This window comes from Photorhabdus luminescens subsp. luminescens, from assembly GCF_001083805.1.
GTDB lineage: Bacteria > Pseudomonadota > Gammaproteobacteria > Enterobacterales > Enterobacteriaceae > Photorhabdus > Photorhabdus luminescens.
This window is the reverse complement of the sequence record NZ_JXSK01000001.1, coordinates 872,895-897,038: the sequence shown is the minus strand read 5'-3', so window position 1 is coordinate 897,038 and position 24,144 is coordinate 872,895. Positions and strand designations below refer to the sequence as shown.

The window sequence follows — 24,144 nt, the reverse complement described above, 5'->3', positions numbered from 1 at the left end:
TGGGATATCAGTATAAAGCGCATAGTCTAATTTTTATGAAAGAAAAATAACAATTTGGAGGTGAAGAAAATGGTTATATTAGGTATCAGCGGCCTTCCTAATTCTCAACATTTTATGCGGGAGAATTACCCAGGTATAGGTAAATTAGACGAGCGTATTTGTCAGGGAGTCGATAGCGCGGCCTGTGTGATTATTGATGGAAAAATTGTCGCGGCGGCTGCGGAAGAGCGCTTTACCGGAGAAAAAGGAACAGGGCGGTTTCCTGCTAATGCTATTAACTATTGTTTGGCGGAAGCGGGTCTTACGCAAGATGATATACAGATTATTGCCCACGGCTTTAATTATGATAATTATCGCCGTTTTTTCATGTCGAATAAGAAAATGTTTGAAGAGGTTTTTAGTGGAGAAACGGTGATTAATGCATTGGCTTCAGAGGGGTGGCAGAATATTGAATCACGTTTTCAGGGGGTAGATCACCATTTGGCTCATGCGGCATCAACTTTTTATCCCAGCGGCTTCCCGTCTGCATTGTGTATTATTTCAGACGGTATGGGTGAAATAGAATCCTTAAGTGTTTATCTTGCTAAAGATCAGCAATTCCAGAAATTGTACAGCCAGCCAATTAGTTCTTCATTAGGCATATTTTATTCTATCTGTACCCGGTTCCTTGGCTTTGTATTTAATAGTGATGAATATAAAGTCATGGGACTTGCCGCGTATGGTAACCCTGAACGATATCGCGATATTTTCAATAAATTGGCTCAATTCGATGCAGAGAGCGGAACGATACAGATAAATTGGTTATCGCAAGCATTTGACAATGCGGAATATGGTTTTCCCGCTGCAATAGCACAACTGAGTGATATGTTTGGTTTGATGCCGAGAAGTGAAGATGACCCTTTACTGGATGTTCATCAAGATTTTGCTGCCGGATTACAGGAGAAATTTACCCTGTTGCTGAAACAGTTAGTGACTTATTGGCTGCAAAAAACCGGTGAAACATCACTCTGCCTTGCTGGAGGATCGTTCTTAAACTGCAAAGCAAACCAAGCCCTTTGCCAGCTTGATGGTGTGGAAAACGTCTTTGTTCAACCGGCATCGGGTGATGATGGTTCGGCTTTGGGCGCTGCGCTTTTTGTGGCTGGCGGCTACCACAATGGTACAGATCATTGCTTTAATCCTTATCTTGGCCCTCGTTTCTCCACTGATGAAGTCCGTAATGTATTATTCCGACATGGCGGCAATGCGGGAATGAAATGGCGTTATTTGGGACTGAATGATGATTATTTTGTTTCTGCGGCTAAAGATATCGCAGAAGATAAAATTATTGCTTGGTTCCATGATCGAATGGAATTTGGCCCAAGGGCGCTTGGCAACCGTTCGATTTTAGCTTTGCCGGCAGGTGAAGGAATAAAGGATAGGATTAATAGCACAGTGAAATTCCGTGAGGCTTTCCGACCATTTGCCCCGGCAATTTTGGATGAGGATTGCGACACTATTTTTGAGACACGTAATTTAATGCCGACTCGATATATGCTTTGCACCGCCAAAGTAAAACCAGAAATGATGCAGCCGGTGTCAGGTATTGTTCATGCTGATGGAACGGCGCGTATTCAGCTTGTTGAACGTACTTTTAACGCAACTTTTTGGCGATTATTGAAAGAGGTACAGAAGATAACGGGTTATGGCTGTCTGGTGAATACGTCATTTAACGTTAGGGGACAGCCGCTTATCATGTCACCAGAGATTGCAGTAGAGACATTTTTGAAAACCTCACTAGACAAACTTTATATTGAGGGGTTCGTCGTATGGAAAGAATAATCCTGGTGGGGCCATGATTAAAATGTCAGTTAATTGATTTTGGGATCAAATGTGTTTCTTTATCATCTTAGAAAAATGTCTGGAGATGATATTTGATGATATAGAAACATATCCTTTCTATATTGCAAAACAGAGATTATCTACTGGGCAGCATAATGTCATTATCGATCAGCAAAGGTAAGATAAAATATGATAAAAGAACTTCAACAGCGTAAGCTGCTATCAATTGTGCAGTCGCAGAACGGCCTTGTCGGGTATCGGTTTTCTGACAGTTTATATGCTGCTGCTGAGTTTCTTGATGAAACACTTTTACAAGTTTTAAGTAAGGGAATATCTGTTGCTTCACATTCGTGTACCACATTATTACCTCGCTCGACGTTAGAGCGTATCAATTTCTTCGACAAATTGCCTAGCAATCCATTGCATGTTTATCCCCATTTAGCTCACGATGTTATAAGTGAAAATAGCGGGGATACATGGGTACTGAGTCCATCGACTTGCTATCATACCTTTGCTCATTTAACAGATAGTATTAATGATTGGGAACTGAAATATTTTACGGCTAAGGGGCAGTGTCATCGATATGAACCGGCTAAAGATGAGCCTACCCGTATGGGGAATTTTACCATGCGTGAATTAATATTGGTGGGACTACAGGAAAAAGTAGAAACGCATTGTGAAATGATATTTGGGCAAGCGGTTAAATTCTTACGCTTACTGTTTCCTGCTCTTTCGGTAGAAAAAGCCAGTGATGTATTTTATGGGGAACATTCTAAAGTGACTCGTAAAGTGCAATTATCAATGGGCGTCAAGTGCGAAGTACTTATTCCCTGGTTTGATAAATATAACGTTAGCGTTGGTTCACGAAATTTACACCGAGATTTATTTACCACAAACTTCAATATTACCAGTCGTGCTAGTGATCGCCCTATGCATTCTGCTTGTGTTGCTTTTGGGATGGAAAGATTACTTTTAGTGCTGTTAGCCCATACTTTGAATTATGAACCTGATTTACTTATCGAAAATATAGCACAAGCGGTGGCAATAATATTAAAGGAACAATAACAGTGATTGCGGGGAGTAACATATCTGATCTGCTATTCATAAATCAGTCCATTATATCGAGGTGGTAAAATACTTATGGAAAATGTGACGGATAAATCACAAATAAATGTCGCCATCAATTGTTTTACCGGTAGTCTGACAAAATTACTTAATCTACAGGGTAAAGAGATCTTTGAGGCAGAGATCTTTGAAGCTGGCAATGGCTATTTATTTCGCAGTGGGTATGATGCATTAAATATACCTGAATATATTTTCTCGGTTGAAACTGTTGGATTAACTGGCGCGACGACTTTGGGCGCGAATATAGCTTCGCTGCCAATAGATTACGCACATTGGCGTCGTCAGTTATATGAATTATTATGTCAAAAGAGAGGTGTTATTGCTTGGGTTAATTCCGCATATTTATCTTATTCTGAGGCTTATGCCAATAAACCGGAATATCTACATGCTGTGCTGATCACCGCTATTACAGATGATTATTCACAAGTGCGTATTTTCGATTCTTTGGTGGTTGATCGGGAATCCTATGCTTGTGAGGCATGGATGTCATCCAAGCAATTTTACTTAGCGCTTTTCGATAAAGTGCCCAGTGAAACTTATGATCATATGGGTAATTTTTATGTTGTTGATTCACTAAGAGATCGAGAAACTATGCCGGTAAGGGAATTATTGACTTGTCAGGCCGAATTATTTAATACCTTGCCTGAATATTATGATGCGTTGAAAAATTATAGCAAATTATGTCTAAATGCGTTTCAGCAGGAAGAAGAAAAAGCGTGCCGGGCGGCTAAAAGATTGTTTGATCATATTAGTGTATTGTATGTGATACCTAATTTGAATTTGTTAAAACATTCTTTAATCAGAGCTGATATTGCGCCTTCTCTGATTGAACGTTGTACGGAATTGATTGATCACTGGAAAGTTTTATCTATTTTAGCTTTGAAATTTGAAGCCACATTATCACCACAAGTATTGGAAAAAATTGCAGGGCGTTTTGATCATATTGAGCAAATGACTAACATGATGTGGCGGGATTTATATCGGTATAAAGGTTAAGTTTGAATCTTTTATATCGGTGTTGGGAAATGCTGTTAATTAATATCTTGTGGGAGATGAAGAGTAATTGATTACGTTGAGTAAGTGATAGGAATTTGGTAACGTATATCAATATGCTATCATGATATAAAATTGATATACATTGTTTTGACATGACTTGGAGAACACACCATGCACAATCCCTATTACGCCGCGTATGGGGACGTTACCAGCCAGCTACTATGATGCTGTGCGACGAGCCGCAGCACACCTCAAAAAATAGCTAAATTTATTGTTTTAATTGGAGGGGCATAGACCCTCCATCGTAGGCGTATGCAAATAAAAAGCTCAGGTATTTTTGAATTTGAATTCTTCTTTAGAAATCTGCCGGTAAAAATTAGATTGCTATTCAATCTATTTCTATCGGTATTTGTGAAATAATACTCAGGATAATAATTTACATAAATATTATCACGCATTAGAGAAGAGCATGACTTTTTTAATTTAAACTTTTCATTAACAAATCTTGTTGATATGAAAATTTTCCTTTGCTATTTTAACAGATATTAAAACGGGAATAGGCGTTATATTGACGATCCATTCAGTTAGATTAAAAACCTTGAGCAGAAAATTTATATTATTATCATAATTATGACGAAAGTTACAGGCCAGGAACCACGTAGTCAGAATCTGATTTTCTATATATTTGTTATTTACATCGTCATAACACAAAAATATAAGAAGCAAGTGTTGGTACGACCAGTTCGCAAGATAGTTAAACAGCAACTTAAGTTGAAATTACCCCCATTAAATGGATGGCAAATATGACTAAAAAAATTTCATTCATTATTAACGGCCAGGTTGAAATCTTTCCCGAAAGTGATGATTTAGTGCAATCCATTAATTTTGGTGATAATAGTGTTTACCTGCCAATATTGAATGACTCTCATGTAAAAAACATTATTGATTGTAATGGAAATAACGAATTACGGTTGCATAACATTGTCAATTTTCTCTATACGGTAGGGCAAAGATGGAAAAATGAAGAATACTCAAGACGCAGGACATACATTCGTGACTTAAAAAAATATATGGGATATTCAGAAGAAATGGCTAAGCTAGAGGCCAATTGGATATCTATGATTTTATGTTCTAAAGGCGGCCTTTATGATGTTGTAGAAAATGAACTTGGTTCTCGCCATATCATGGATGAATGGCTACCTCAGGATGAAAGTTATGTTCGGGCTTTTCCGAAAGGTAAATCTGTACATCTGTTGGCAGGTAATGTTCCATTATCTGGGATCATGTCTATATTACGCGCAATTTTAACTAAGAATCAGTGTATTATAAAAACATCGTCAACCGATCCTTTTACCGCTAATGCATTAGCGTTAAGTTTTATTGATGTAGACCCTAATCATCCGATAACGCGCTCTTTATCTGTTATATATTGGCCCCACCAAGGTGATACATCACTCGCAAAAGAAATTATGCGACATGCGGATGTTATTGTCGCTTGGGGAGGGCCAGATGCGATTAATTGGGCGGTAGAGCATGCGCCATCTTATGCTGATGTGATTAAATTTGGTTCTAAAAAGAGTCTTTGCATTATCGATAATCCTGTTGATTTGACGTCCGCAGCGACAGGTGCGGCTCATGATGTTTGTTTTTACGATCAGCGAGCTTGTTTTTCTGCCCAAAACATATATTACATGGGAAATCATTATGAGGAATTTAAGTTAGCGTTGATAGAAAAACTTAATCTATATGCGCATATATTACCGAATGCCAAAAAAGATTTTGATGAAAAGGCGGCCTATTCTTTAGTTCAAAAAGAAAGCTTGTTTGCTGGATTAAAAGTAGAGGTGGATATTCATCAACGTTGGATGATTATTGAGTCAAATGCAGGTGTGGAATTTAATCAACCACTTGGCAGATGTGTGTACCTTCATCACGTCGATAATATTGAGCAAATATTGCCTTATGTTCAAAAAAATAAGACGCAAACCATATCTATTTTTCCTTGGGAGTCATCATTTAAATATCGAGATGCGTTAGCATTAAAAGGTGCGGAAAGGATTGTAGAAGCAGGAATGAATAACATATTTCGAGTTGGTGGATCTCATGACGGAATGAGACCGTTGCAACGATTAGTGACATATATTTCTCATGAAAGGCCATCTAACTATACGGCTAAGGATGTTGCGGTTGAAATAGAACAGACTCGATTCCTGGAAGAAGATAAGTTCCTTGTATTTGTCCCATAATAGGTAAAAAGTATGGAAAATGAATCAAAATATAAAACCATCGACCACGTTATTTGTGTTGAAGGAAATAAAAAAATTCATGTTTGGGAAACGCTGCCAGAAGAAAACAGCCCAAAGAGAAAGAATGCCATTATTATTGCGTCTGGTTTTGCCCGCAGGATGGATCATTTTGCTGGTCTGGCGGAATATTTATCGCGGAATGGATTTCATGTGATCCGCTATGATTCGCTTCACCACGTTGGATTGAGTTCAGGGACAATTGATGAATTTACAATGTCTATAGGAAAGCAGAGCTTGTTAGCAGTGGTTGATTGGTTAACTACACGAAAAATAAATAACTTCGGTATGTTGGCTTCAAGCTTATCTGCGCGGATAGCTTATGCAAGCCTATCTGAAATCAATGCTTCGTTTTTAATCACCGCAGTCGGTGTTGTTAACTTAAGATATTCTCTTGAAAGAGCTTTAGGGTTTGATTATCTCAGTCTACCCATTAATGAATTGCCGAATAATCTAGATTTTGAAGGCCATAAATTGGGTGCTGAAGTCTTTGCGAGAGATTGTCTTGATTTTGGTTGGGAAGATTTAGCTTCTACAATTAATAACATGATGTATCTTGATATACCGTTTATTGCTTTTACTGCAAATAACGATAATTGGGTCAAGCAAGATGAAGTTATCACATTGTTATCAAATATTCGTAGTAATCGATGCAAGATATATTCTTTGTTAGGAAGTTCGCATGACTTGAGTGAAAATTTAGTGGTCCTGCGCAATTTTTATCAATCGGTTACGAAAGCCGCTATCGCGATGGATAATGATCATCTGGATATTGATGTTGATATTACTGAACCGTCATTTGAACATTTAACTATTGCGACAGTCAATGAACGCCGAATGAGAATTGAGATTGAAAATCAAGCAATTTCTCTGTCTTAAAATCTATTGAGATATTCTATCACTCAAATAGCAATATAAGGACTCTCTATGAAATTTGGAAACTTTTTGCTTACATACCAACCTCCCCAATTTTCTCAAACAGAGGTAATGAAACGTTTGGTTAAATTAGGTCGCATCTCTGAGGAGTGTGGTTTTGATACCGTATGGTTACTGGAGCATCATTTCACGGAGTTTGGTTTGCTTGGTAACCCTTATGTCGCTGCTGCATATTTACTTGGCGCGACTAAAAAATTGAATGTAGGAACTGCCGCTATTGTTCTTCCCACAGCCCATCCAGTACGCCAACTTGAAGATGTGAATTTATTGGATCAAATGTCAAAAGGACGATTTCGGTTTGGTATTTGCCGAGGGCTTTACAACAAGGACTTTCGCGTATTCGGCACAGATATGAATAACAGTCGCGCCTTAGCGGAATGCTGGTACGGGCTGATAAAGAATGGCATGACAGAGGGATATATGGAAGCTGATAATGAACATATCAAGTTCCATAAGGTAAAAGTAAACCCCGCGGCGTATAGCAGAGGTGGCGCACCGGTTTATGTGGTGGCTGAATCAGCTTCGACGACTGAGTGGGCTGCTCAATTTGGCCTACCGATGATATTAAGTTGGATTATAAATACTAACGAAAAGAAAGCACAACTTGAGCTTTATAATGAAGTGGCTCAAGAATATGGGCACGATATTCATAATATCGACCATTGCTTATCATATATAACATCTGTAGATCATGACTCAATTAAAGCGAAAGAGATTTGCCGGAAATTTCTGGGGCATTGGTATGATTCTTATGTGAATGCTACGACTATTTTTGATGATTCAGACCAAACAAGAGGTTATGATTTCAATAAAGGGCAGTGGCGTGACTTTGTATTAAAAGGACATAAAGATACTAATCGCCGTATTGATTACAGTTACGAAATCAATCCCGTGGGAACGCCGCAGGAATGTATTGACATAATTCAAAAAGACATTGATGCTACAGGAATATCAAATATTTGTTGTGGATTTGAAGCTAATGGAACAGTAGACGAAATTATTGCTTCCATGAAGCTCTTCCAGTCTGATGTCATGCCATTTCTTAAAGAAAAACAACGTTCGCTATTATATTAGCTAAGGAGAAAGAAATGAAATTTGGATTGTTCTTCCTTAACTTCATCAATTCAACAACTGTTCAAGAACAAAGTATAGTTCGCATGCAGGAAATAACGGAGTATGTTGATAAGTTGAATTTTGAACAGATTTTAGTGTATGAAAATCATTTTTCAGATAATGGTGTTGTCGGCGCTCCTCTGACTGTTTCTGGTTTTCTGCTCGGTTTAACAGAGAAAATTAAAATTGGTTCATTAAATCACATCATTACAACTCATCATCCTGTCCGCATAGCGGAGGAAGCTTGCTTATTGGATCAGTTAAGTGAAGGGAGATTTATTTTAGGGTTTAGTGATTGCGAAAAAAAAGATGAAATGCATTTTTTTAATCGCCCGGTTGAATATCAACAGCAACTATTTGAAGAGTGTTATGAAATCATTAACGATGCTTTAACAACAGGCTATTGTAATCCAGATAACGATTTTTATAGCTTCCCTAAAATATCTGTAAATCCCCATGCTTATACGCCAGGCGGACCTCGGAAATATGTAACAGCAACCAGTCATCATATTGTTGAGTGGGCGGCCAAAAAAGGTATTCCTCTCATCTTTAAGTGGGATGATTCTAATGATGTTAGATATGAATATGCTGAAAGATATAAAGCCGTTGCGGATAAATATGACGTTGACCTATCAGAGATAGACCATCAGTTAATGATATTAGTTAACTATAACGAAGATAGTAATAAAGCTAAACAAGAGACGCGTGCATTTATTAGTGATTATGTTCTTGAAATGCACCCTAATGAAAATTTCGAAAATAAACTTGAAGAAATAATTGCAGAAAACGCTGTCGGAAATTATACGGAGTGTATAACTGCGGCTAAGTTGGCAATTGAAAAGTGTGGTGCGAAAAGTGTATTGCTGTCCTTTGAACCAATGAATGATTTGATGAGCCAAAAAAATGTAATCAATATTGTTGATGATAATATTAAGAAGTACCACATGGAATATACCTAATAGATTTCGAGTTGCAGCGAGGCGGCAAGTGAACGAATCCCCAGGAGCATAGATAACTATGTGACTGGGGTGAGTGAAAGCAGCCAACAAAGCAGCAGCTTGAAAGATGAAGGGTATAAAAGAGTATGACAGCAGTGCTGCCATACTTTCTAATATTATCTTGAGGAGTAAAACAGGTATGACTTCATATGTTGATAAACAAGAAATTACAGCAAGCTCAGAAATTGATGATTTGATTTTTTCGAGCGATCCATTAGTGTGGTCTTACGACGAGCAGGAAAAAATCAGAAAGAAACTTGTGCTTGATGCATTTCGTAATCATTATAAACATTGTCGAGAATATCGTCACTACTGTCAGGCACACAAAGTAGATGACAATATTACGGAAATTGATGACATACCTGTATTCCCAACATCGGTTTTTAAGTTTACTCGCTTATTAACTTCTCAGGAAAACGAGATTGAAAGTTGGTTTACCAGTAGCGGCACGAATGGTTTAAAAAGTCAGGTGGCGCGTGACAGATTAAGTATTGAGAGACTCTTAGGCTCTGTGAGTTATGGCATGAAATATGTTGGTAGTTGGTTTGATCATCAAATAGAATTAGTCAATTTGGGACCAGATAGATTTAATGCTCATAATATTTGGTTTAAATATGTTATGAGTTTGGTGGAATTGTTATATCCTACGACATTTACCGTAACAGAAGAACGAATAGATTTTGTTAAAACATTGAATAGTCTTGAACGAATAAAAAATCAAGGGAAAGATCTTTGTCTTATTGGTTCGCCATACTTTATTTATTTACTCTGCCATTATATGAAAGATAAAAAAATCTCATTTTCTGGAGATAAAAGCCTTTATATCATAACCGGAGGCGGCTGGAAAAGTTACGAAAAAGAATCTCTGAAACGTGATGATTTCAATCATCTTTTATTTGATACTTTCAATCTCAGTGATATTAGTCAGATCCGAGATATATTTAATCAAGTTGAACTCAACACTTGTTTCTTTGAGGATGAAATGCAGCGTAAACATGTTCCGCCGTGGGTATATGCGCGAGCGCTTGATCCTGAAACGTTGAAACCTGTACCTGATGGAACGCCGGGGTTGATGAGTTATATGGATGCGTCAGCAACCAGTTATCCAGCATTTATTGTTACCGATGATGTCGGGATAATTAGCAGAGAATATGGTAAGTATCCCGGCGTGCTCGTTGAAATTTTACGTCGCGTCAATACGAGGACGCAGAAAGGGTGTGCTTTAAGCTTAACCGAAGCGTTTGATAGTTGATATCCTTTGCCTAATTGTAAGTGGAATGCTTGCGTTATATAAATCTGAATGACATCTACACTTTACAAAATTCTCCAAAACATCCACATTTGGGTACTTGATAGAGGTTTATGGGGTTGGCTTAACATTGTTCTCATTGTTATTATTGGCTCAAAGCAAAAGGAGATAACATGAAAAAATTGGCAGTTATGCTTGCATTGGGAATGATTAGCTTTGGTGCAATGGCAGTTGATGGGTATAAAGATGCAAAGTTTGGCATGACAGAAGAAGAGTTTCTTTCGAAGAGGTTATGTGATTTTGAAAAATTTGAGGGAGATTCTCGAATAGAAGAAGTATCACTTTATTCATGTTCTGACTTTTCGTTTGCTAACAAAAAGCGTGAAGCAATGGCATTTTTTTTAAATGGGAAATTTAAAAGATTAGAGATTAATATTGGCAGACTTGTGAAGCCAGTAAGCAAATCGTTAACGAAAAAGTACGGAGATGGATCATCGTATCCATCAAAAGAAGAATTTGAGAACGCGCTAAAATACAATGGAACTATGTCTATAGGTTATGATAATAATACGGTATTAGTTGATATACATATAATATGTGGCAAAGAAGGCATAGAAACCAGTCAACTGATTTATACGAGTCCAGATGTTTATACGCTCCCAGATTTCGGAGAAAAAATCCAGGAATTAAAGGGATTAAAGGAATTCCAAGAATTACTGGAATTAGATCGTGAAAAATTGGATGAAGATGTTTGAGACGACAATAGCCACCTTCGGGTGGTTTTTTATATCTGTTTAGTCCCCAACATTTGGTAGTTAATATCTTTTGTTCAATGCTTTCGAGGTAAATATATTGCCGTTTTGTCGAACCCTGTTCTAGGGTTTTCGATCTTCCCGGCATTGGGGGTATAAATAAGGTTTCATAATTCCGCTACACATGGTTTTATTCAACTCATTGTTATAAATAGGGTTGTTGGTAGATAAGGTGTAGCACCATTTTGGAAAGTTATTTATACAAGTAAAAAGGCCGGGTATTTATGAACTAATCCCAACTTGATCAGGTTATCAATAATTGAGAAGAAAAAATAACTGGTTCCGAAATAAAGTATGATAGGTAGAAAATAGTGCTTTAATAAATTACAGGAGTTATAATGACTACAATGTTTGATATAGAATAAGGAAGACTGGTTTACACGGAGAAGTTAGGAATAGTAAGTAAAGAATCTTGAAATCCATAGGGTATAAAAACAAGTCATGATATAATTCATATTAGCGATCGGACTGGGATTAACTTGGATGTGGAATATGCTGGGATTTCGATTGAGTAGTTTTATACGTATAATCGTTGTGATATCTATTCTCATTGGATGTACTTTAATTTTTATTATGTCGCTTGCAAATGTTAATTTGTCATATACGAAAGGGAATTTTATTTATTATAATATGTTTACCTTTGAGGAAATTAAAAATATTCCCTTGGTTTCAGATGATTATGCCATATATTATGATTCGCCTGATGGAACACCAATAATGACTAATAAAATTGTTTTCTCAAATGTGAATTCGAATAGTAAAGCAGAGCTAATAAAGTATGTTGAAAGTATGGGTTTTGAAAAATACTTTGACGAATATTGGCATGATGAATATTGGCGTAAAGATAATGTACTCATAAATATAAAACAAAATGTTACGAAGCGTACCATTTTGTTTTTAGTCGAGAAGAATTAAAGTCCTGTACCTATTTTGAACTGAGCTTGTGAGTATTTACCCTATTAATGTTTTGGCTTTTGCTCTGACCTCGGCTAAAACATCATCAGAAACTTTACCTTTCTTGATGGCGTTAAGTTTCCTCCAGTCAAGGCTTTTTACTTGATCGGAAAGCACAACACTGTCGGGGTTTCTACTAATTACAACCTCAAAGGGATAATCTTTAATTTTCGTTGTCATAGGGCAACATAGCATCAATCCTATTTGACCGTTATAAGCCGCAGGGCTTAGTACAATAGCGGGGCGATGTCCGGCATGTTCACGTCCCGTTTGCGGGTCAAAATCAAGCCAAATAATATCTCCCATATCAGGGATATAGCGATTAATTACTTATAATATTTCCTTTCCTACTGGTGCGCCGAAATCTACCTCAGCATGAATATTTTCATCTTTTACGCCAGCCAATAACGCATCAAGGTTATATTCTTTTGCTTTGACAGGAATAATAACTACTTTTCCATCTTCTACAGAAATATTGACGGTATCATCAGCACTTAAAGGCGCCATTTTCATAACAGCTATGGGCAGCCTTACTAATGGGCTATTTCCCCACTTTTTAATCGTCGCCTGAGACATGATTTATTCTCTCCATAAGTTAGGTATGAGATAAATGGACAGGTTTAAATAACGGAGTCAGTTTGGAAATATCAACTGTCTTTTCTGCTTTATCAAGGCTATAAGTTTCTTGCAGTTTTAGCCACAACCGTGGAGAGCTACCAAGTACTTTTGATAGTTTTATTGCCATCTCTGGTGTGACTGCTGCTTTACACGACACTAGACGTTGAGCTGTAGATGGAGCAACATTCAATGCTCGCGCTAGATCACGAATTCCTAAACCTAGTTCTTCCAAAGAGTCAGCAATAATTTCGCCTGGATGAGGCGGGTTAAACATTTTCATTAGTGATAATCCTCGTAGTTAACGATGTACGCATCACCATCGATAAATTCGAATGTTACACGCCAATTTCCTGAAATGGTAATTGCCCACTGTCCTTGTCTGTTTCCCGTTAAAGGATGTAGATTGTATCCGGGAAGATTGATTTCCCCTATATCCTCAGCTTCGTTAATAACAGCGAGTCGTTGGCGGAGTTTGTTTGCATGTTGAGGGTTAATTCCAACAGAAACACCTTTTTCAAAAAATTGGCGCAGTCCTTTATGCTTGAAACTCTTTATCATTCCTTATCGCTCCGTGTTGCGCTACAAGAAATCTTATAGCAAAGTGTTCCTTGTTACGCAACATCATTTGAACTAAGGTGTGACGGAGAGGGAGGGATTCGCTGCGCTCACCCTACGGGTCGCCGTTGGCGGACCAAAACGGCAGGCCGTTTTGTCGAACCCTGGCGAGGGTTCTCGACCCTCCCTGCATCGGAGGTATATACAAGCAAAGAAGCCCAAGTGTTTAATCTGAGCTTCTCTTCAATTCTGGCGGTGAGGGAGGGATGGATTCGCTGCACTCACCCTACGGGCCGCCGTTGGCGGTCCAAAACGGCAGGCCGTTTTGTCGAACCCTAGTCGAGGGTTCTCGACCCTCCCTGCATTGGAGGTATATACAAGTAAAAAAGCCCAGGTGGTAAACCTGAGCTTTCTTTCGAATCTGGCGGTGAGGGAGGGATGGATTCGCTGCGCTCACCCTACGGGCCGCCGTTGGCGGTCCAAAACGGCAAGCCGTTTTGTCGAACCCTAGTCGAGGGTTCTCAACCCTCCCTGCATCGGGGGTATATACAAGTAAAAAAGCCCAAGTGGTAAACCTGAGCTTCTCTTCAATTCTGGCGGTGAGGGAGGGATTCGAACCCTCGATACGTTTTCACGTATACACACTTTCCAGGCGTGCTCCTTCAGCCTCTCGGACACCTCACCATCTTTTTTTCATTCCAGCAACTTTGTTTAACATCGTCGCTGCAACGGGGCGCTACTATAGGGAAAACCGTTACAAGCGTCAACACTCTTCTGATATTTTTCTTTGGTTTTTTGATTGCTTAGCTAAATAAGAGTCAATTCGGTGAATTGGTATTCACCCGATGCCGCTGAGATAGTTAGGTGCAAGCCCTTCGATAAGAAAAAAATGAATTCGTTAACTACTTAACATTCTCAAAATTTTCGTAATGATGATTAACAAAGGGACTTGCAACCTACTCTCAATCATCAGATAACCCTGTATGAAAATGTAAGATTGAGGATAAGTAGTCATGGAGATTATCTTTTACCACCCCTTTTTTGATGCTGCTCAGTGGATTCAAGGTATGCAGCAACGACTGCCCAATATCCATATTCGCCAATGGAAACGCGGCGATAATAAGCATGCGGATTATGCAATGGTTTGGGCGCCTCCCTATGAGATGTTGGCTAATCGCTCCGGTTTGAAGGGGATTTTTACTTTAGGAGCAGGAGTAGAGGCCATTTTGAAGCAAGAGCAACAAAGACCAGGGATGCTACCCGCCGGTGTGCCACTGATGCGGCTTGAAGATGCAGGTATGAGGCTGCAAATGCAGGAATACGCGGTAGCAATGGTTTTACATTATTTGCGGCGCATGGATGAGTATAAGTTGCAACAAGGGCAGAGGATGTGGAAACAACTCGAACCTCATGATCGTAAAGATTTTGTCGTGGGCGTGTTGGGCACCGGTGTTCTGGGGCGCGGTGTTGCAGAGACGTTAGTTGAATTGGGCTTTACGGTGCGTTGCTGGAGCCGTACTCCGAAACAGGTTAATAGCATAGTTAATTTTCACGGTGAAGATCAATTGGGCGATTTTCTCTCCGGTAGTAAGGTGATTATCAATTTGCTGCCCGATACGCCCAAAACACGTGGTATTTTGAATTTATCGCTGTTTAGCCAGCTAAAACCAAAGTCATATCTGATTAATATCGCACGAGGCGCCCATTTAGTAGAACATGATCTGTTGGTGGCGATTGAGAAAGGTTATATCGCCGGGGCTGCATTGGATGTGTTTGTTGAGGAACCTCTACCAGAGATGCACCCATTCTGGACTCATCCCCGTATAACAGTAACGCCACATATTGCAGCTATTACTATTCCCGAGATTGCTATGGATACGATTAGTGAAAATATTCAGCGGATTGAAAGAGGGGAATTACCAACCAGTGTTGTGGATATGAAACTAGGATATTAATAACGTCTCTTTACAGTTGGGGCGGCTATTGGAGACAATAACGGTAAAATTGCTATTTATTTGGAAACTGAGATGAATGAATTTTCAATAGTCTGCCGTATTTTAGGGACTTTATTTAATCGTCAACCGCAAGACCCGATTCTGAAACCGCTTTTGACGGTGATTGTCGAAGGTAAATTGAAGCAATCATGGCCATTGGAGCAAGATGCGTTGTTAGATCGTTTGCAACAAAATTGTGATCTATCAGCAATGCAAACTGATTATATGACACTGTTTTATGGAGATAATGCTAGTGTGCCAGGCCGCCGTTTTGACTATACCGGGGAGAGTGAAAACGATATTCGTCAATTTCTGATTGAACGGGGAATGCCGTTGTCAGATGGGCCAGTCGATCAGTTTGGTTCTCTGCTATTAGGGGCTTCATGGCTGGAGGATCAGGCAGCGGAAGATGAGGTTCAAGGGCAAATTGTATTGTTTGATGAGTATCTTCTGCCGTGGTGTGGGCAATTTTTGGGTAAAGTGGAAGCCCATGCAACAACTGGTTTCTACCGGACATTAGCTGTGATTACCCGCGAAGCGTTACAGGCGTTAAGAGAAGAGTTAGATTCTTAATTTTAAAATGATAAAAAGGCAAATAATTTCGAATTATTTGCCTTTTTGCTATATCTTGATGAAAATTATTTATCGGTCAGCGTAATAAATAATTTGCCAGGTTTCACTTCTAACCTTTCTGCTAATGTTTTAGCGGCGGCTTCAGCTTTGCTGTGTTCCGGTTTTAATACATAAACCGGGTGAGTATCAAAGAAAGAGTTAAGTGATTTATTTAAATAAGGAACTAATGCGTTAATCGGTTTTTCCATTTTTTCTGGTGTGATTTGGTAATCGACGATTTCCAATTCTTTCAGAAAAATAGCCGCTTTTTCCTGTTCGAAAACAGGTTGTGCTTTCAGGGTGAGTTTCATGTCGGCCTTAGCTGGGCCAAGCAGGGAGGTAATATTTACGTTTGCTTGTCCAGTTAACGCTATTTTGTTTGGTTCTGTCCGGCCAATTTGGCTGGATAATTCTGTCAATTCAATATCCGCGTTGGCAATACCATGTAATTCAATTTGTTTCTGGTAATGGACGTGTTTTGCCAGATAACCATTAATTAACTCTTCGCTAATACTGACACCTTTGAACTGATCGCAACCACTGATCAGCCCCGCTAGCAATAATACTGCCCCCAAGAAAAATTTTCTCATATCGACTCCTTTATTTTGGAGGGCAGATTTTACCTCATTAATTGCCGCTCAGCATGGCAGATTCAATTTTACGTTGGTTGAATTGACGGTGCAGGGCATACAGGGTTATCAAGCCAATAATCCCAAGCAGGAACCAAGGCAGTTGCGGCATATGCAGAGCATGGCCGGTATCATATAACCAACCGCCTCCGGTATAACCTAAGGCACCGCCCAATGCCAGTCCAAGACGGCTAAATCCCATATAACTGCCACGCGCCCGCGGATCAGCCAGTGAAGCGCTTAATGTTTCGCGGGCAGGTTCAGCGGTGACGGTACCGAGATAGAACAGACAAATAAGGCCAAACAAGGTATTTATTTCACCAACCAAACCGACTGGGAACATGCTCAGGCTCATCAGGAAAAGCCCGGCCATTAGACGCTGTTCTAGCCGGAATCGTTTTTCGCTCCAACGGGCGATCGGATACAGTAAAGTGAGCGATAGGGTTGCTTCAATCGCGTACATCCATTTTACCGCAGCGGGTGTTCCGGCGATTTCATTGACGATAATCGGAAACATCAACATCACTTGGACAGACAGCATAAAGTAGCCGGTCAACGTCAATACATAGGTGAAGAAGCGACGATCTTTAATAACGCGTTCCATCCCTTCCCAGATAGGAGTGCGGGTAGTAGAAATTCGGTAGGCAGGGAGGAATAATGCATTCCAGATGGCTGCCAGAACGAAAACACCGGCGCCTGTCCAACAGACAAATTGGAAATCATATTGCAGCAGCCAGCTACCAATCAGTGCGCCGATAACCGCGCCTGCGCTGTCCTGCATCAACAGCAGAGAGAAGAAACGGCCGCGCTCGTGCGGTCGGGTTAATTTGATGACCAGTGCGGTCCGGGGAGGATCAAATAAGGTGCCCCCCAGTGCGGATAATATGCAGGCAATCCACAGTATCCACGGTTCGGTGGCTAAGGCGATTAAAGCAAAACCAAGAGCGCGTAATAGCATGCCGGCGACGATCATCGGCTTCGCGCCGAAACGGTCTGCAATTGCGCCGCCGAAAATGCCTAAGCCCTGTTGTACAAACTGGCGTAAACCAAGCGCAAAACCGACAACCAGCGCGGCCCAACCCAGTTGCTCAACAAAATGTATTGATATTAAAGGAAATACGACGAAGAAACCCAGAACGACCAACAAGTTATCGAATAACAGGAAGTACTTACCCAGGCTACGTGCTTGTGAAACCAGTGACATTGCTCACCATTGGAGTAGTAAGAAGAGAGGACAATAATAGTTCCTTTATATTCTGTACTTAATTCGATCATTAGGATAGTGAGTTATGGATAATATTTTTTTATTGTAAAAGTAATGACTGGAAGCTGTTTTTTACAGATAAATAGCTTAAATTTTTAACGGATAAATTAATATAGTTAGGGAGAAATAATGTTTGGTTATCGTTCCACTTTACCGAAAGTTCGTCTGATAACAGAACGAATGGTGGTGCGTTTGGTGTACGAGCGGGATGCTTATCGTTTGGCTGAGTACTATTCAGAAAATCACGAGTTTCTTAAACCTTGGGAGCCGACCAGAGATAGTAGTCATTGCCAGCCTTCTGGCTGGATAAATCGATTGAATTTAATCATAGAAATGCAAAGACAGAGTGCGGCTTTTCATTTTCTGCTACTTGATCCAAATGAAAATGAAGTTATTGGTGTTGCCAATTTCAGTAATATTCTGCGTGGGGCTTTTCATGCCTGTTATTTGGGATATTCGCTTGGTGAAAAGTGGCAGGGAAAAGGGTTGATGTATGAAGCTTTACAACCCGCTATCCGTTATATGCAACGTCAACAGGGGATGCATCGGGTTATGGCTAATTATATGCCGGATAACCATCGTAGTGGGAAATTGTTGGAACGATTGGGTTTTGAACGCGAAGGTTATGCTAAGAAATACTTGATGATTAATGGAGTCTGGCAGGATCACGTATTAACCGCATTGACAGATGAAAAATGGAGTGGAAAAAGTTGATTATTACGCTGTACTGTCACCAAATGAAGTAAAGCAAGTTAGTAATGATGAATTAAATCACCGTTAAAAATCTGCTTTCTCCACACCTTATTTTTGACCCTTTTTTAAGGACTGATTTTAATTTATTGATTTTTAATAAAATATTATTTCTCTTGAAAAAAAGGGTTTTTTCATTGTTTTATTAAAATATGCTTTAATCGTCAGTAGGTTGAAGTTAATATGTAACAGTTCACTGCCGTACAGGCAGCTTAGAAAACTGGCTTCATTACTCCATATTATTAAAACTCGTTCACTGCCGTACAGGCAGCTTAGAAAAGCCGATTGTGAATATATGAAATTAAAACAGGGTTCACTGCCGTACAGGCAGCTTAGAAAGGTCTTGCTGCTATAGCTGATGCAGCGGGTATGTTCACTGCCGTACAGGCAGCTTAGAAAAATACGAGATCCATTAAGATGCCTTAATGCTGGTTCACTGCCGTACAGGCAGCTTAGAAAATAAGAAATACAGTCACTCCAATACTCTAAATGTTCACTGCCGTACAGGCAGCTTAGAAATATGGCAAACCCCGCTTGAGATATTTACAGCGGTTCACTGCCGTACAGGCAGCTTAGAAATGATGTCCCTGGGGGTAAAGCTTGCAAAATTAGTTCACTGCCGTACAGGCAGCTTAGAAAGTGTATTAGCTGCGGGCGATTTCATAAGGGGCGTTCACTGCCGTACAGGCAGCTTAGAAAGCCAGCTTACAGCTGACCCCCTGACGACTCGTGTTCACTGCCGTACAGGCAGCTTAGAAAGCGCCGAATATTCGTAAACGCCCGGACATGACGTTCACTGCCGTACAGGCAGCTTAGAAACGGCTGCGACGAAGACAAATTAGAGGCGTCTAGTTCACTGCCGTACAGGCAGCTTAGAAATGCGTGATGCAACATAAATTGGTGCAAAATATGTTCACTGCCGTACAGGCAGCTTAGAAATAACACGAGGTGGAAACATGGCATTTAACATTGTTCACTGCCGTACAGGCAGCTTAGAAAACATAGAAAGTTGGACTTCCGAATATGAGGAAGTTCACTGCCGTACAGGCAGCTTAGAAAATTTTAAAAGATGGGACAACAAAACTGACATAGTTTACTGCCGTACAGGCAGCTTAGAAGTTAGAAAGGATGAATGTATCTGGAATATAAATCAGATCTTTTCTCAAGAGTTCTATCCTGAATAAACTTCAATAAGTTGACTTATTCGGCGCATTGACTTCGGTTGGTGCGCTTTTTAAAGTGGCTATTCGAGCTTTTTGTAGTAAGGCTAGTTGCAAGGTGCTACTAGAGAGAATTCTGAATCTGTAACGTTATCAGTTAAGACAAGCGCCAAATTTTGCTTTTTCTTATGGTAAATAACAGTTAAGAGCTTATTATTTTTGGAATTATAATGAGTGGTAGATTCACATAATAAGTGCAATATCGTTACTTCGTAAGTAAATATATCCGTATTCCTTTAAATAATTCATTGGACGTTTTATTATTATTTCCTAATTGTCATGAAAATAATTTGAATAGTTTCCTTAATCTATAAAAATAGGTATTATTCTGATTTGGTCATTTAATAAATGCCAACTTCGATTTTATATTTTCTGGATAATAGCAATTGAATTGAAAAAATAGATAAATAAAGAGTGAGTGAAAATGGATAGTTATATAATTTGAGTCTGTACATAATTTTGTGTTGAATAATAATCTATGGATTATAAAGGAATATTATTTTTCTTAAAAAAGCTTTTTTTATTGTTTTATCAATATATGCTTTAACCGTCAGTAGGTTAAAGTTAATATCTAACAGTGCGCCGCCGTATAGGCAGCTTAGAAATCTGGGTTAAGATTGCATAAACTGGTACTTTTTTGCACTGCTGTACAGGTAGTTCAGGAATCAACTAACATGATTTTGAGATAAATACGATGAATTTATTGAAATCGCTGGCTGCGGTTAGCTCTATGACCATGTTCTCTCGGGTTTTGGGTTTTATCCGCGATGCCATTATTGCCCGCATATTTGGGGCCGGTGTTGCTGCGGACGCCTTTTTTGTTGCATTTAAACTGCCTAATTTACTGCGCCGTATTTTTGCCGAAGGCGCTTTTTCTCAGGCATTTGTGCCTATTTTGGCAGAATATAAGAACCAGCAAGGTGATGAAGCCACTCGGACATTTATTGCTTATGTTTCTGGTATGCTGACGTTAATTCTGGCAATTGTTACTGTGTTGGGCGTTTTAGCGGCGCCGTGGGTGATTTATGTTACTGCCCCCGGTTTTACTGATACCGCCGATAAATTTACCCTGACAACAAATCTGTTAAGAATTACTTTCCCTTATATTTTTCTGATATCACTGGCCTCATTGGTAGGCGCGATATTAAATACTTGGAATCGATTTTCTGTTCCTGCCTTCGCTCCGACGTTACTGAATATCAGCATGATTGTGTTTGCGTTATTTGTCGCCCCTTATTGTAATCCGCCGGTGATGGCATTGGGTTGGGCGGTGGTTGCCGGAGGGATTTTACAGCTCTTATATCAGCTTCCCCATTTAAAAAAGATTGGCATGCTGGTGTTACCGCGTATTTCCTTCCGTGACAGCGGCGTATGGCGGGTTATGCGGCAGATGGGGCCAGCACTTCTTGGGGTGTCAGTCAGCCAGATTTCATTAATTATTAATACGATTTTCGCCTCATTTCTGGTGTCCGGTTCTGTCTCTTGGATGTATTACGCTGACCGTTTAATGGAATTACCTTCTGGTGTATTGGGTGTTGCGCTTGGGACAATTCTTTTACCTTCACTGGCGAAAAGTTTTTCCAGCGGAAATCATGACGAATACACTAAATTAATGGATTGGGGACTGCGGCTCTGTTTTTTATTAGCGCTGCCTTGTGCGGTTGCGTTAGGTATATTGGCGGAACCTTTGACAGTTTCTCTGTTTCAGTACGGTAATTTTACGGCATTTGATGCGGTAATGACCCAAAAAGCGCTGATTGCTTACTGTTTTGGGTTGATGGGGCTAATTATTGTTAAAGTACTAGCGCCGGGTTTTTATTCTCGTCGCGATATTAAAACCCCGGTGAAAATTGCAATTGCCACTTTGATTCTGACTCAGCTAATGAATCTTGCTTTTATTGGACCACTAAAACACGCTGGGTTGGCCCTGTCTATCGGTCTGGCATCTTGTTTCAATGCTAGTCTGCTTTACTGGCAATTACGTAAGAAAAATATTTTTAAGCCGTTAGCGGGTTGGGGCATGTTCTTATTTAAATTGGTGGTAGCAATTGCAGTAATGATTTTAGTATTGGCGGTTACTTTGTGGTTAATGCCCGCATGGGAGCAGGGGAATATGGCTATGCGCCTGTCGCGATTAATGGTGGTGGTTATCGCCGGGGCAGGCAGCTATTTTGCTGCGCTGGTGCTGATGGGTTTTCGGCTAAAAGATTTTGCCCACCGCAGTTTTCAATAAATTCAGGTGTTCCAGCAGTTATTCAGATTTAGGCGAAGTTTTAATGATTGGAAATTGCTGGGATATATTTCTTGCTAGGATTGAATACAGGTATATAAAAGGCGCGATAGGGAGTGTCCTTATCACGCCAATTCTTCAAACAAGTAACGATTATCCGGTTACATTCGTTCTACCGTCTCAATGCCTAAAGTATTTAGGCCTTGCTTCAAGGTTTTAGCGGTCAGTAGAGCTAGTTTCAGGCGGCTTTGACGCAACTCTTCGCTTTCTGCATTGAGGATCTGACAGTGTTCATAGAAGCCAGAGAACAGACCGGCTAGATCGTACAGGTAAGCACACATAACATGTGGCGTACCTTCACGGGCAACGGTGGTGATAGTCTCTTCAAATTGTAACAAGCGGGTGGCTAATGTTTGTTCACGCTCTTCATTTAGGATAACTGGTAATGTCAGGCTGTTTTCATCAATTTCGGCACGTTTGAAAATGGAAGCAACACGGGTGTAAGCATATTGCATATAAGGTGCGGTATTGCCTTCAAAAGCGAGCATATTATCCCAATCGAAGATGTAATCTGTGGTACGGCTTTTGGAGAGATCTGCATATTTCACGGCGCCGATACCGACAGCTTCAACCACTTTTTTCAGTTCATCTGCTGGCATATCCGGGTTCTTTTCACGGATAAGGGTATTGGCCCGTTCAATGGCTTCATCCAATAGATCGGTCAATCTGACCGTGCCGCCGGCGCGAGTTTTAAAGGGTTTGCCATCTTTACCCAACATCATGCCGAACATATGGTGTTCCAGTGACACGGGTTCTGGCACATAACCAGCTTTACGAACGATAGTCCAGGCTTGCATCAAATGTTGATGTTGGCGGGAATCGATGTAGTAAAGAACGCGGTCCGCGTGCAGGGTTTCATAACGGTATTTCGCACAGGCGATATCCGTTGTGGTGTAAAGATAACCACCATCTTTCTTTTGGATAATAACGCCCATCGGTTCACCTTCTTTGTTTTTATACTCATCAAGGTAAACTACGGTTGCGCCATCGCTTTCCACTGCCAACCCTTGCTGTTTCAGATCAGCGACAATACCGGGCAGCAGATCGTTGTACAGACTTTCACCCATGACGGAATCTTTAGTCAGCGTGACATTCAGACGATCATAGGTTTGCTGATTTTGGGCCATCGTGATATCTACTAGCTTGCGCCACATGGTACGGCAATATTCATCACCGCCTTGCAGCTTCACTACATAGCCACGGGCGCGGATGGCAAACTCTTCGTCTTCATCGTAATTCTTTTTCGCTTCGCGATAGAAAGCTTCCAGATCGGACAATGCCATATCGCTGGCATTTTCATTTTGCACTTTTTCCAGATAGGCAATCAGCATACCGAACTGGGTTCCCCAGTCACCCACATGGTTAGCGCGGATAACCTTATGACCGAGGAATTCAAGTGTACGGACGGCGGCATCGCCAATAATAGTGGAGCGCAGATGACCAACGTGCATCTGTTTCGCTACATTGGGGGCGGAGTAATCGACAACAATAGTTTGTGATTTAGCTGGAGTCACGCCCAGTTTTTCATCTTTCAGGGCAGTTTCGATATTCGATGCAATCCACGCTTTATCGAGAAAAATATTGATAAAGCCGGGGCCTGCGATTTCAACTTGACTGGCGATACCTTGCAGATCTAGCAGGCTAACAACTTTTTCTGCCAGTTGTCGGGGGGGCATACCCACTTTTTTTGCGGCGGCCATTACTCCATTGGCCTGATAGTCGCCAAACTGCGCTTTCGCGGATTGGCGGATGTGAGCTTCGCTGTCGGTTGGAGCGCCTGCTGCAATCAGCGCTTGGCTGACTTTTTCTGAAAGAATCGCCTGAATATTCACCTGGTTACCTTAAATGATGAACGAGAATAGGTATTATTGTAGCAAACAATACCCTCTGCAAAATGGTTCATAA

The 24,144-nt window shown here is 40.3% G+C and carries 21 protein-coding genes, 1 tRNA gene, 2 other RNA genes and 1 CRISPR repeat array; of the genes, 14 read left to right on the top strand and 10 right to left on the bottom strand.

Features of this window, described 5'->3' with window-relative positions; all coding sequences use genetic code 11:
* Positions 1-69 precede the first annotated feature (69 nt).
* The 10 genes from TI10_RS03540 (at position 70) to TI10_RS03495 (ending at position 12,268) form a co-directional block, all read left to right on the top strand.
* Positions 70-1,821 (top strand): carbamoyltransferase family protein, encoded by a 1,752-nt coding sequence (locus TI10_RS03540; RefSeq protein WP_049581810.1) that lies wholly within the window; start codon positions 70-72, stop codon positions 1,819-1,821.
* 189 nt (positions 1,822-2,010) lie between these two features.
* On the top strand, positions 2,011-2,886 hold the full coding sequence (locus TI10_RS03535) for a class-II aminoacyl-tRNA synthetase family protein (protein ID WP_049581809.1): 876 nt from the start codon (positions 2,011-2,013) through the stop codon (positions 2,884-2,886).
* A 75-nt stretch (positions 2,887-2,961) separates the two neighbouring features.
* Positions 2,962-3,942, top strand: a complete 981-nt coding sequence (locus TI10_RS03530) for a hypothetical protein (RefSeq protein WP_049581808.1) — start codon at positions 2,962-2,964, stop codon at positions 3,940-3,942.
* An 803-nt stretch (positions 3,943-4,745) separates the two neighbouring features.
* Positions 4,746-6,188 (top strand): long-chain-fatty-acyl-CoA reductase LuxC, encoded by a 1,443-nt coding sequence (gene luxC / locus TI10_RS03525; protein ID WP_049581807.1) that lies wholly within the window; start codon positions 4,746-4,748, stop codon positions 6,186-6,188.
* A gap of 12 nt (positions 6,189-6,200) precedes the next feature.
* A complete protein-coding gene (locus TI10_RS03520; protein WP_049581805.1) occupies positions 6,201-7,124 on the top strand; it encodes an acyl transferase in 924 nt (307 codons plus the stop codon).
* A gap of 48 nt (positions 7,125-7,172) precedes the next feature.
* Positions 7,173-8,255 carry a luciferase subunit alpha gene (luxA, locus tag TI10_RS03515; RefSeq protein ID WP_033875256.1) on the top strand — a complete coding sequence of 361 codons (1,083 nt, stop codon included), beginning with the start codon at positions 7,173-7,175 and terminating at the stop codon, positions 8,253-8,255.
* Between the two features lie 14 nt (positions 8,256-8,269).
* Entirely contained in the window at positions 8,270-9,253 is a 984-nt protein-coding gene (gene luxB / locus TI10_RS03510; protein WP_033875255.1) for a luciferase subunit beta, read from the top strand.
* 178 nt (positions 9,254-9,431) lie between these two features.
* On the top strand, positions 9,432-10,544 hold the full coding sequence (luxE, locus tag TI10_RS03505; RefSeq protein WP_033875254.1) for a long-chain-fatty-acid--protein ligase LuxE: 1,113 nt from the start codon (positions 9,432-9,434) through the stop codon (positions 10,542-10,544).
* Positions 10,545-10,714: 170 nt separating this feature from the next.
* Positions 10,715-11,296, top strand: coding sequence for a hypothetical protein (locus TI10_RS03500; protein ID WP_049581804.1), 582 nt, complete (start codon positions 10,715-10,717; stop codon positions 11,294-11,296).
* Between the two features lie 549 nt (positions 11,297-11,845).
* Complete coding sequence (locus TI10_RS03495) at positions 11,846-12,268, top strand: hypothetical protein (RefSeq protein WP_080984981.1); 423 nt, start codon at positions 11,846-11,848, stop codon at positions 12,266-12,268.
* A gap of 36 nt (positions 12,269-12,304) precedes the next feature.
* On the opposite strand, the gene mazF is transcribed toward TI10_RS03495, so the two are convergent.
* From mazF to TI10_RS03470, 7 genes are all read right to left on the bottom strand, one after another.
* Complete coding sequence (gene mazF / locus TI10_RS03490) at positions 12,305-12,634, bottom strand: endoribonuclease MazF (protein ID WP_074524814.1); 330 nt, start codon at positions 12,632-12,634, stop codon at positions 12,305-12,307.
* A 3-nt stretch (positions 12,635-12,637) separates the two neighbouring features.
* Entirely contained in the window at positions 12,638-12,883 is a 246-nt protein-coding gene (locus TI10_RS03485; RefSeq protein ID WP_049581802.1) for an AbrB/MazE/SpoVT family DNA-binding domain-containing protein, read from the bottom strand.
* Positions 12,884-12,902: 19 nt separating this feature from the next.
* Positions 12,903-13,205: a HigA family addiction module antitoxin gene (locus tag TI10_RS03480; protein WP_011146340.1), complete on the bottom strand. Its 303-nt coding sequence runs from the start codon at positions 13,203-13,205 to the stop codon at positions 12,903-12,905.
* Positions 13,205-13,483, bottom strand: coding sequence for a type II toxin-antitoxin system RelE/ParE family toxin (locus tag TI10_RS03475; RefSeq protein WP_049581801.1), 279 nt, complete (start codon positions 13,481-13,483; stop codon positions 13,205-13,207). The genes TI10_RS03480 and TI10_RS03475 overlap by 1 nt, the downstream gene beginning before the upstream one ends.
* 247 nt (positions 13,484-13,730) lie before the next feature.
* Positions 13,731-13,854: non-coding RNA, RtT sRNA (locus tag TI10_RS23425), on the bottom strand.
* Positions 13,855-13,902: 48 nt separating this feature from the next.
* A non-coding RNA gene (locus TI10_RS23420) (RtT sRNA) lies at positions 13,903-14,026 on the bottom strand.
* 48 nt (positions 14,027-14,074) lie between these two features.
* Positions 14,075-14,164 (bottom strand) — tRNA-Ser (locus TI10_RS03470).
* Between the two features lie 329 nt (positions 14,165-14,493).
* Here TI10_RS03470 and ghrA point away from each other — a divergent pair.
* Positions 14,494-15,435, top strand: a complete 942-nt coding sequence (gene ghrA / locus TI10_RS03465) for a glyoxylate/hydroxypyruvate reductase GhrA (protein ID WP_049581799.1) — start codon at positions 14,494-14,496, stop codon at positions 15,433-15,435.
* Between the two features lie 72 nt (positions 15,436-15,507).
* The gene (locus tag TI10_RS03460) at positions 15,508-16,047 is read left to right on the top strand and encodes a TorD/DmsD family molecular chaperone (protein WP_049581797.1); all 540 of its coding nucleotides are present in this window, start codon (positions 15,508-15,510) and stop codon (positions 16,045-16,047) included.
* Positions 16,048-16,112: 65 nt separating this feature from the next.
* On the opposite strand, the gene TI10_RS03455 is transcribed toward TI10_RS03460, so the two are convergent.
* On the bottom strand, positions 16,113-16,676 hold the full coding sequence (locus TI10_RS03455; protein ID WP_049581795.1) for a lipoprotein: 564 nt from the start codon (positions 16,674-16,676) through the stop codon (positions 16,113-16,115).
* A gap of 37 nt (positions 16,677-16,713) precedes the next feature.
* A complete protein-coding gene (gene mdtH, locus TI10_RS03450; protein WP_049581793.1) occupies positions 16,714-17,919 on the bottom strand; it encodes a multidrug efflux MFS transporter MdtH in 1,206 nt (401 codons plus the stop codon).
* Positions 17,920-18,108: 189 nt separating this feature from the next.
* On the opposite strand from mdtH, the gene rimJ reads away from it, so the two are divergent.
* Positions 18,109-18,693: a ribosomal protein S5-alanine N-acetyltransferase gene (gene rimJ / locus TI10_RS03445; protein ID WP_049581792.1), complete on the top strand. Its 585-nt coding sequence runs from the start codon at positions 18,109-18,111 to the stop codon at positions 18,691-18,693.
* 227 nt (positions 18,694-18,920) lie between these two features.
* Positions 18,921-19,848: direct repeats of the CRISPR family, unit length 28 nt; unit sequence GTTCACTGCCGTACAGGCAGCTTAGAAA.
* A gap of 795 nt (positions 19,849-20,643) precedes the next feature.
* The gene (murJ, locus tag TI10_RS03440; RefSeq protein WP_049581791.1) at positions 20,644-22,182 is read left to right on the top strand and encodes a murein biosynthesis integral membrane protein MurJ; all 1,539 of its coding nucleotides are present in this window, start codon (positions 20,644-20,646) and stop codon (positions 22,180-22,182) included.
* Positions 22,183-22,340: 158 nt separating this feature from the next.
* Here the strand turns inward: murJ and argS are convergent, their stop codons facing one another.
* Positions 22,341-24,071: an arginine--tRNA ligase gene (gene argS / locus TI10_RS03435; RefSeq protein WP_049581790.1), complete on the bottom strand. Its 1,731-nt coding sequence runs from the start codon at positions 24,069-24,071 to the stop codon at positions 22,341-22,343.
* Positions 24,072-24,144: the final 73 nt, after the last annotated feature.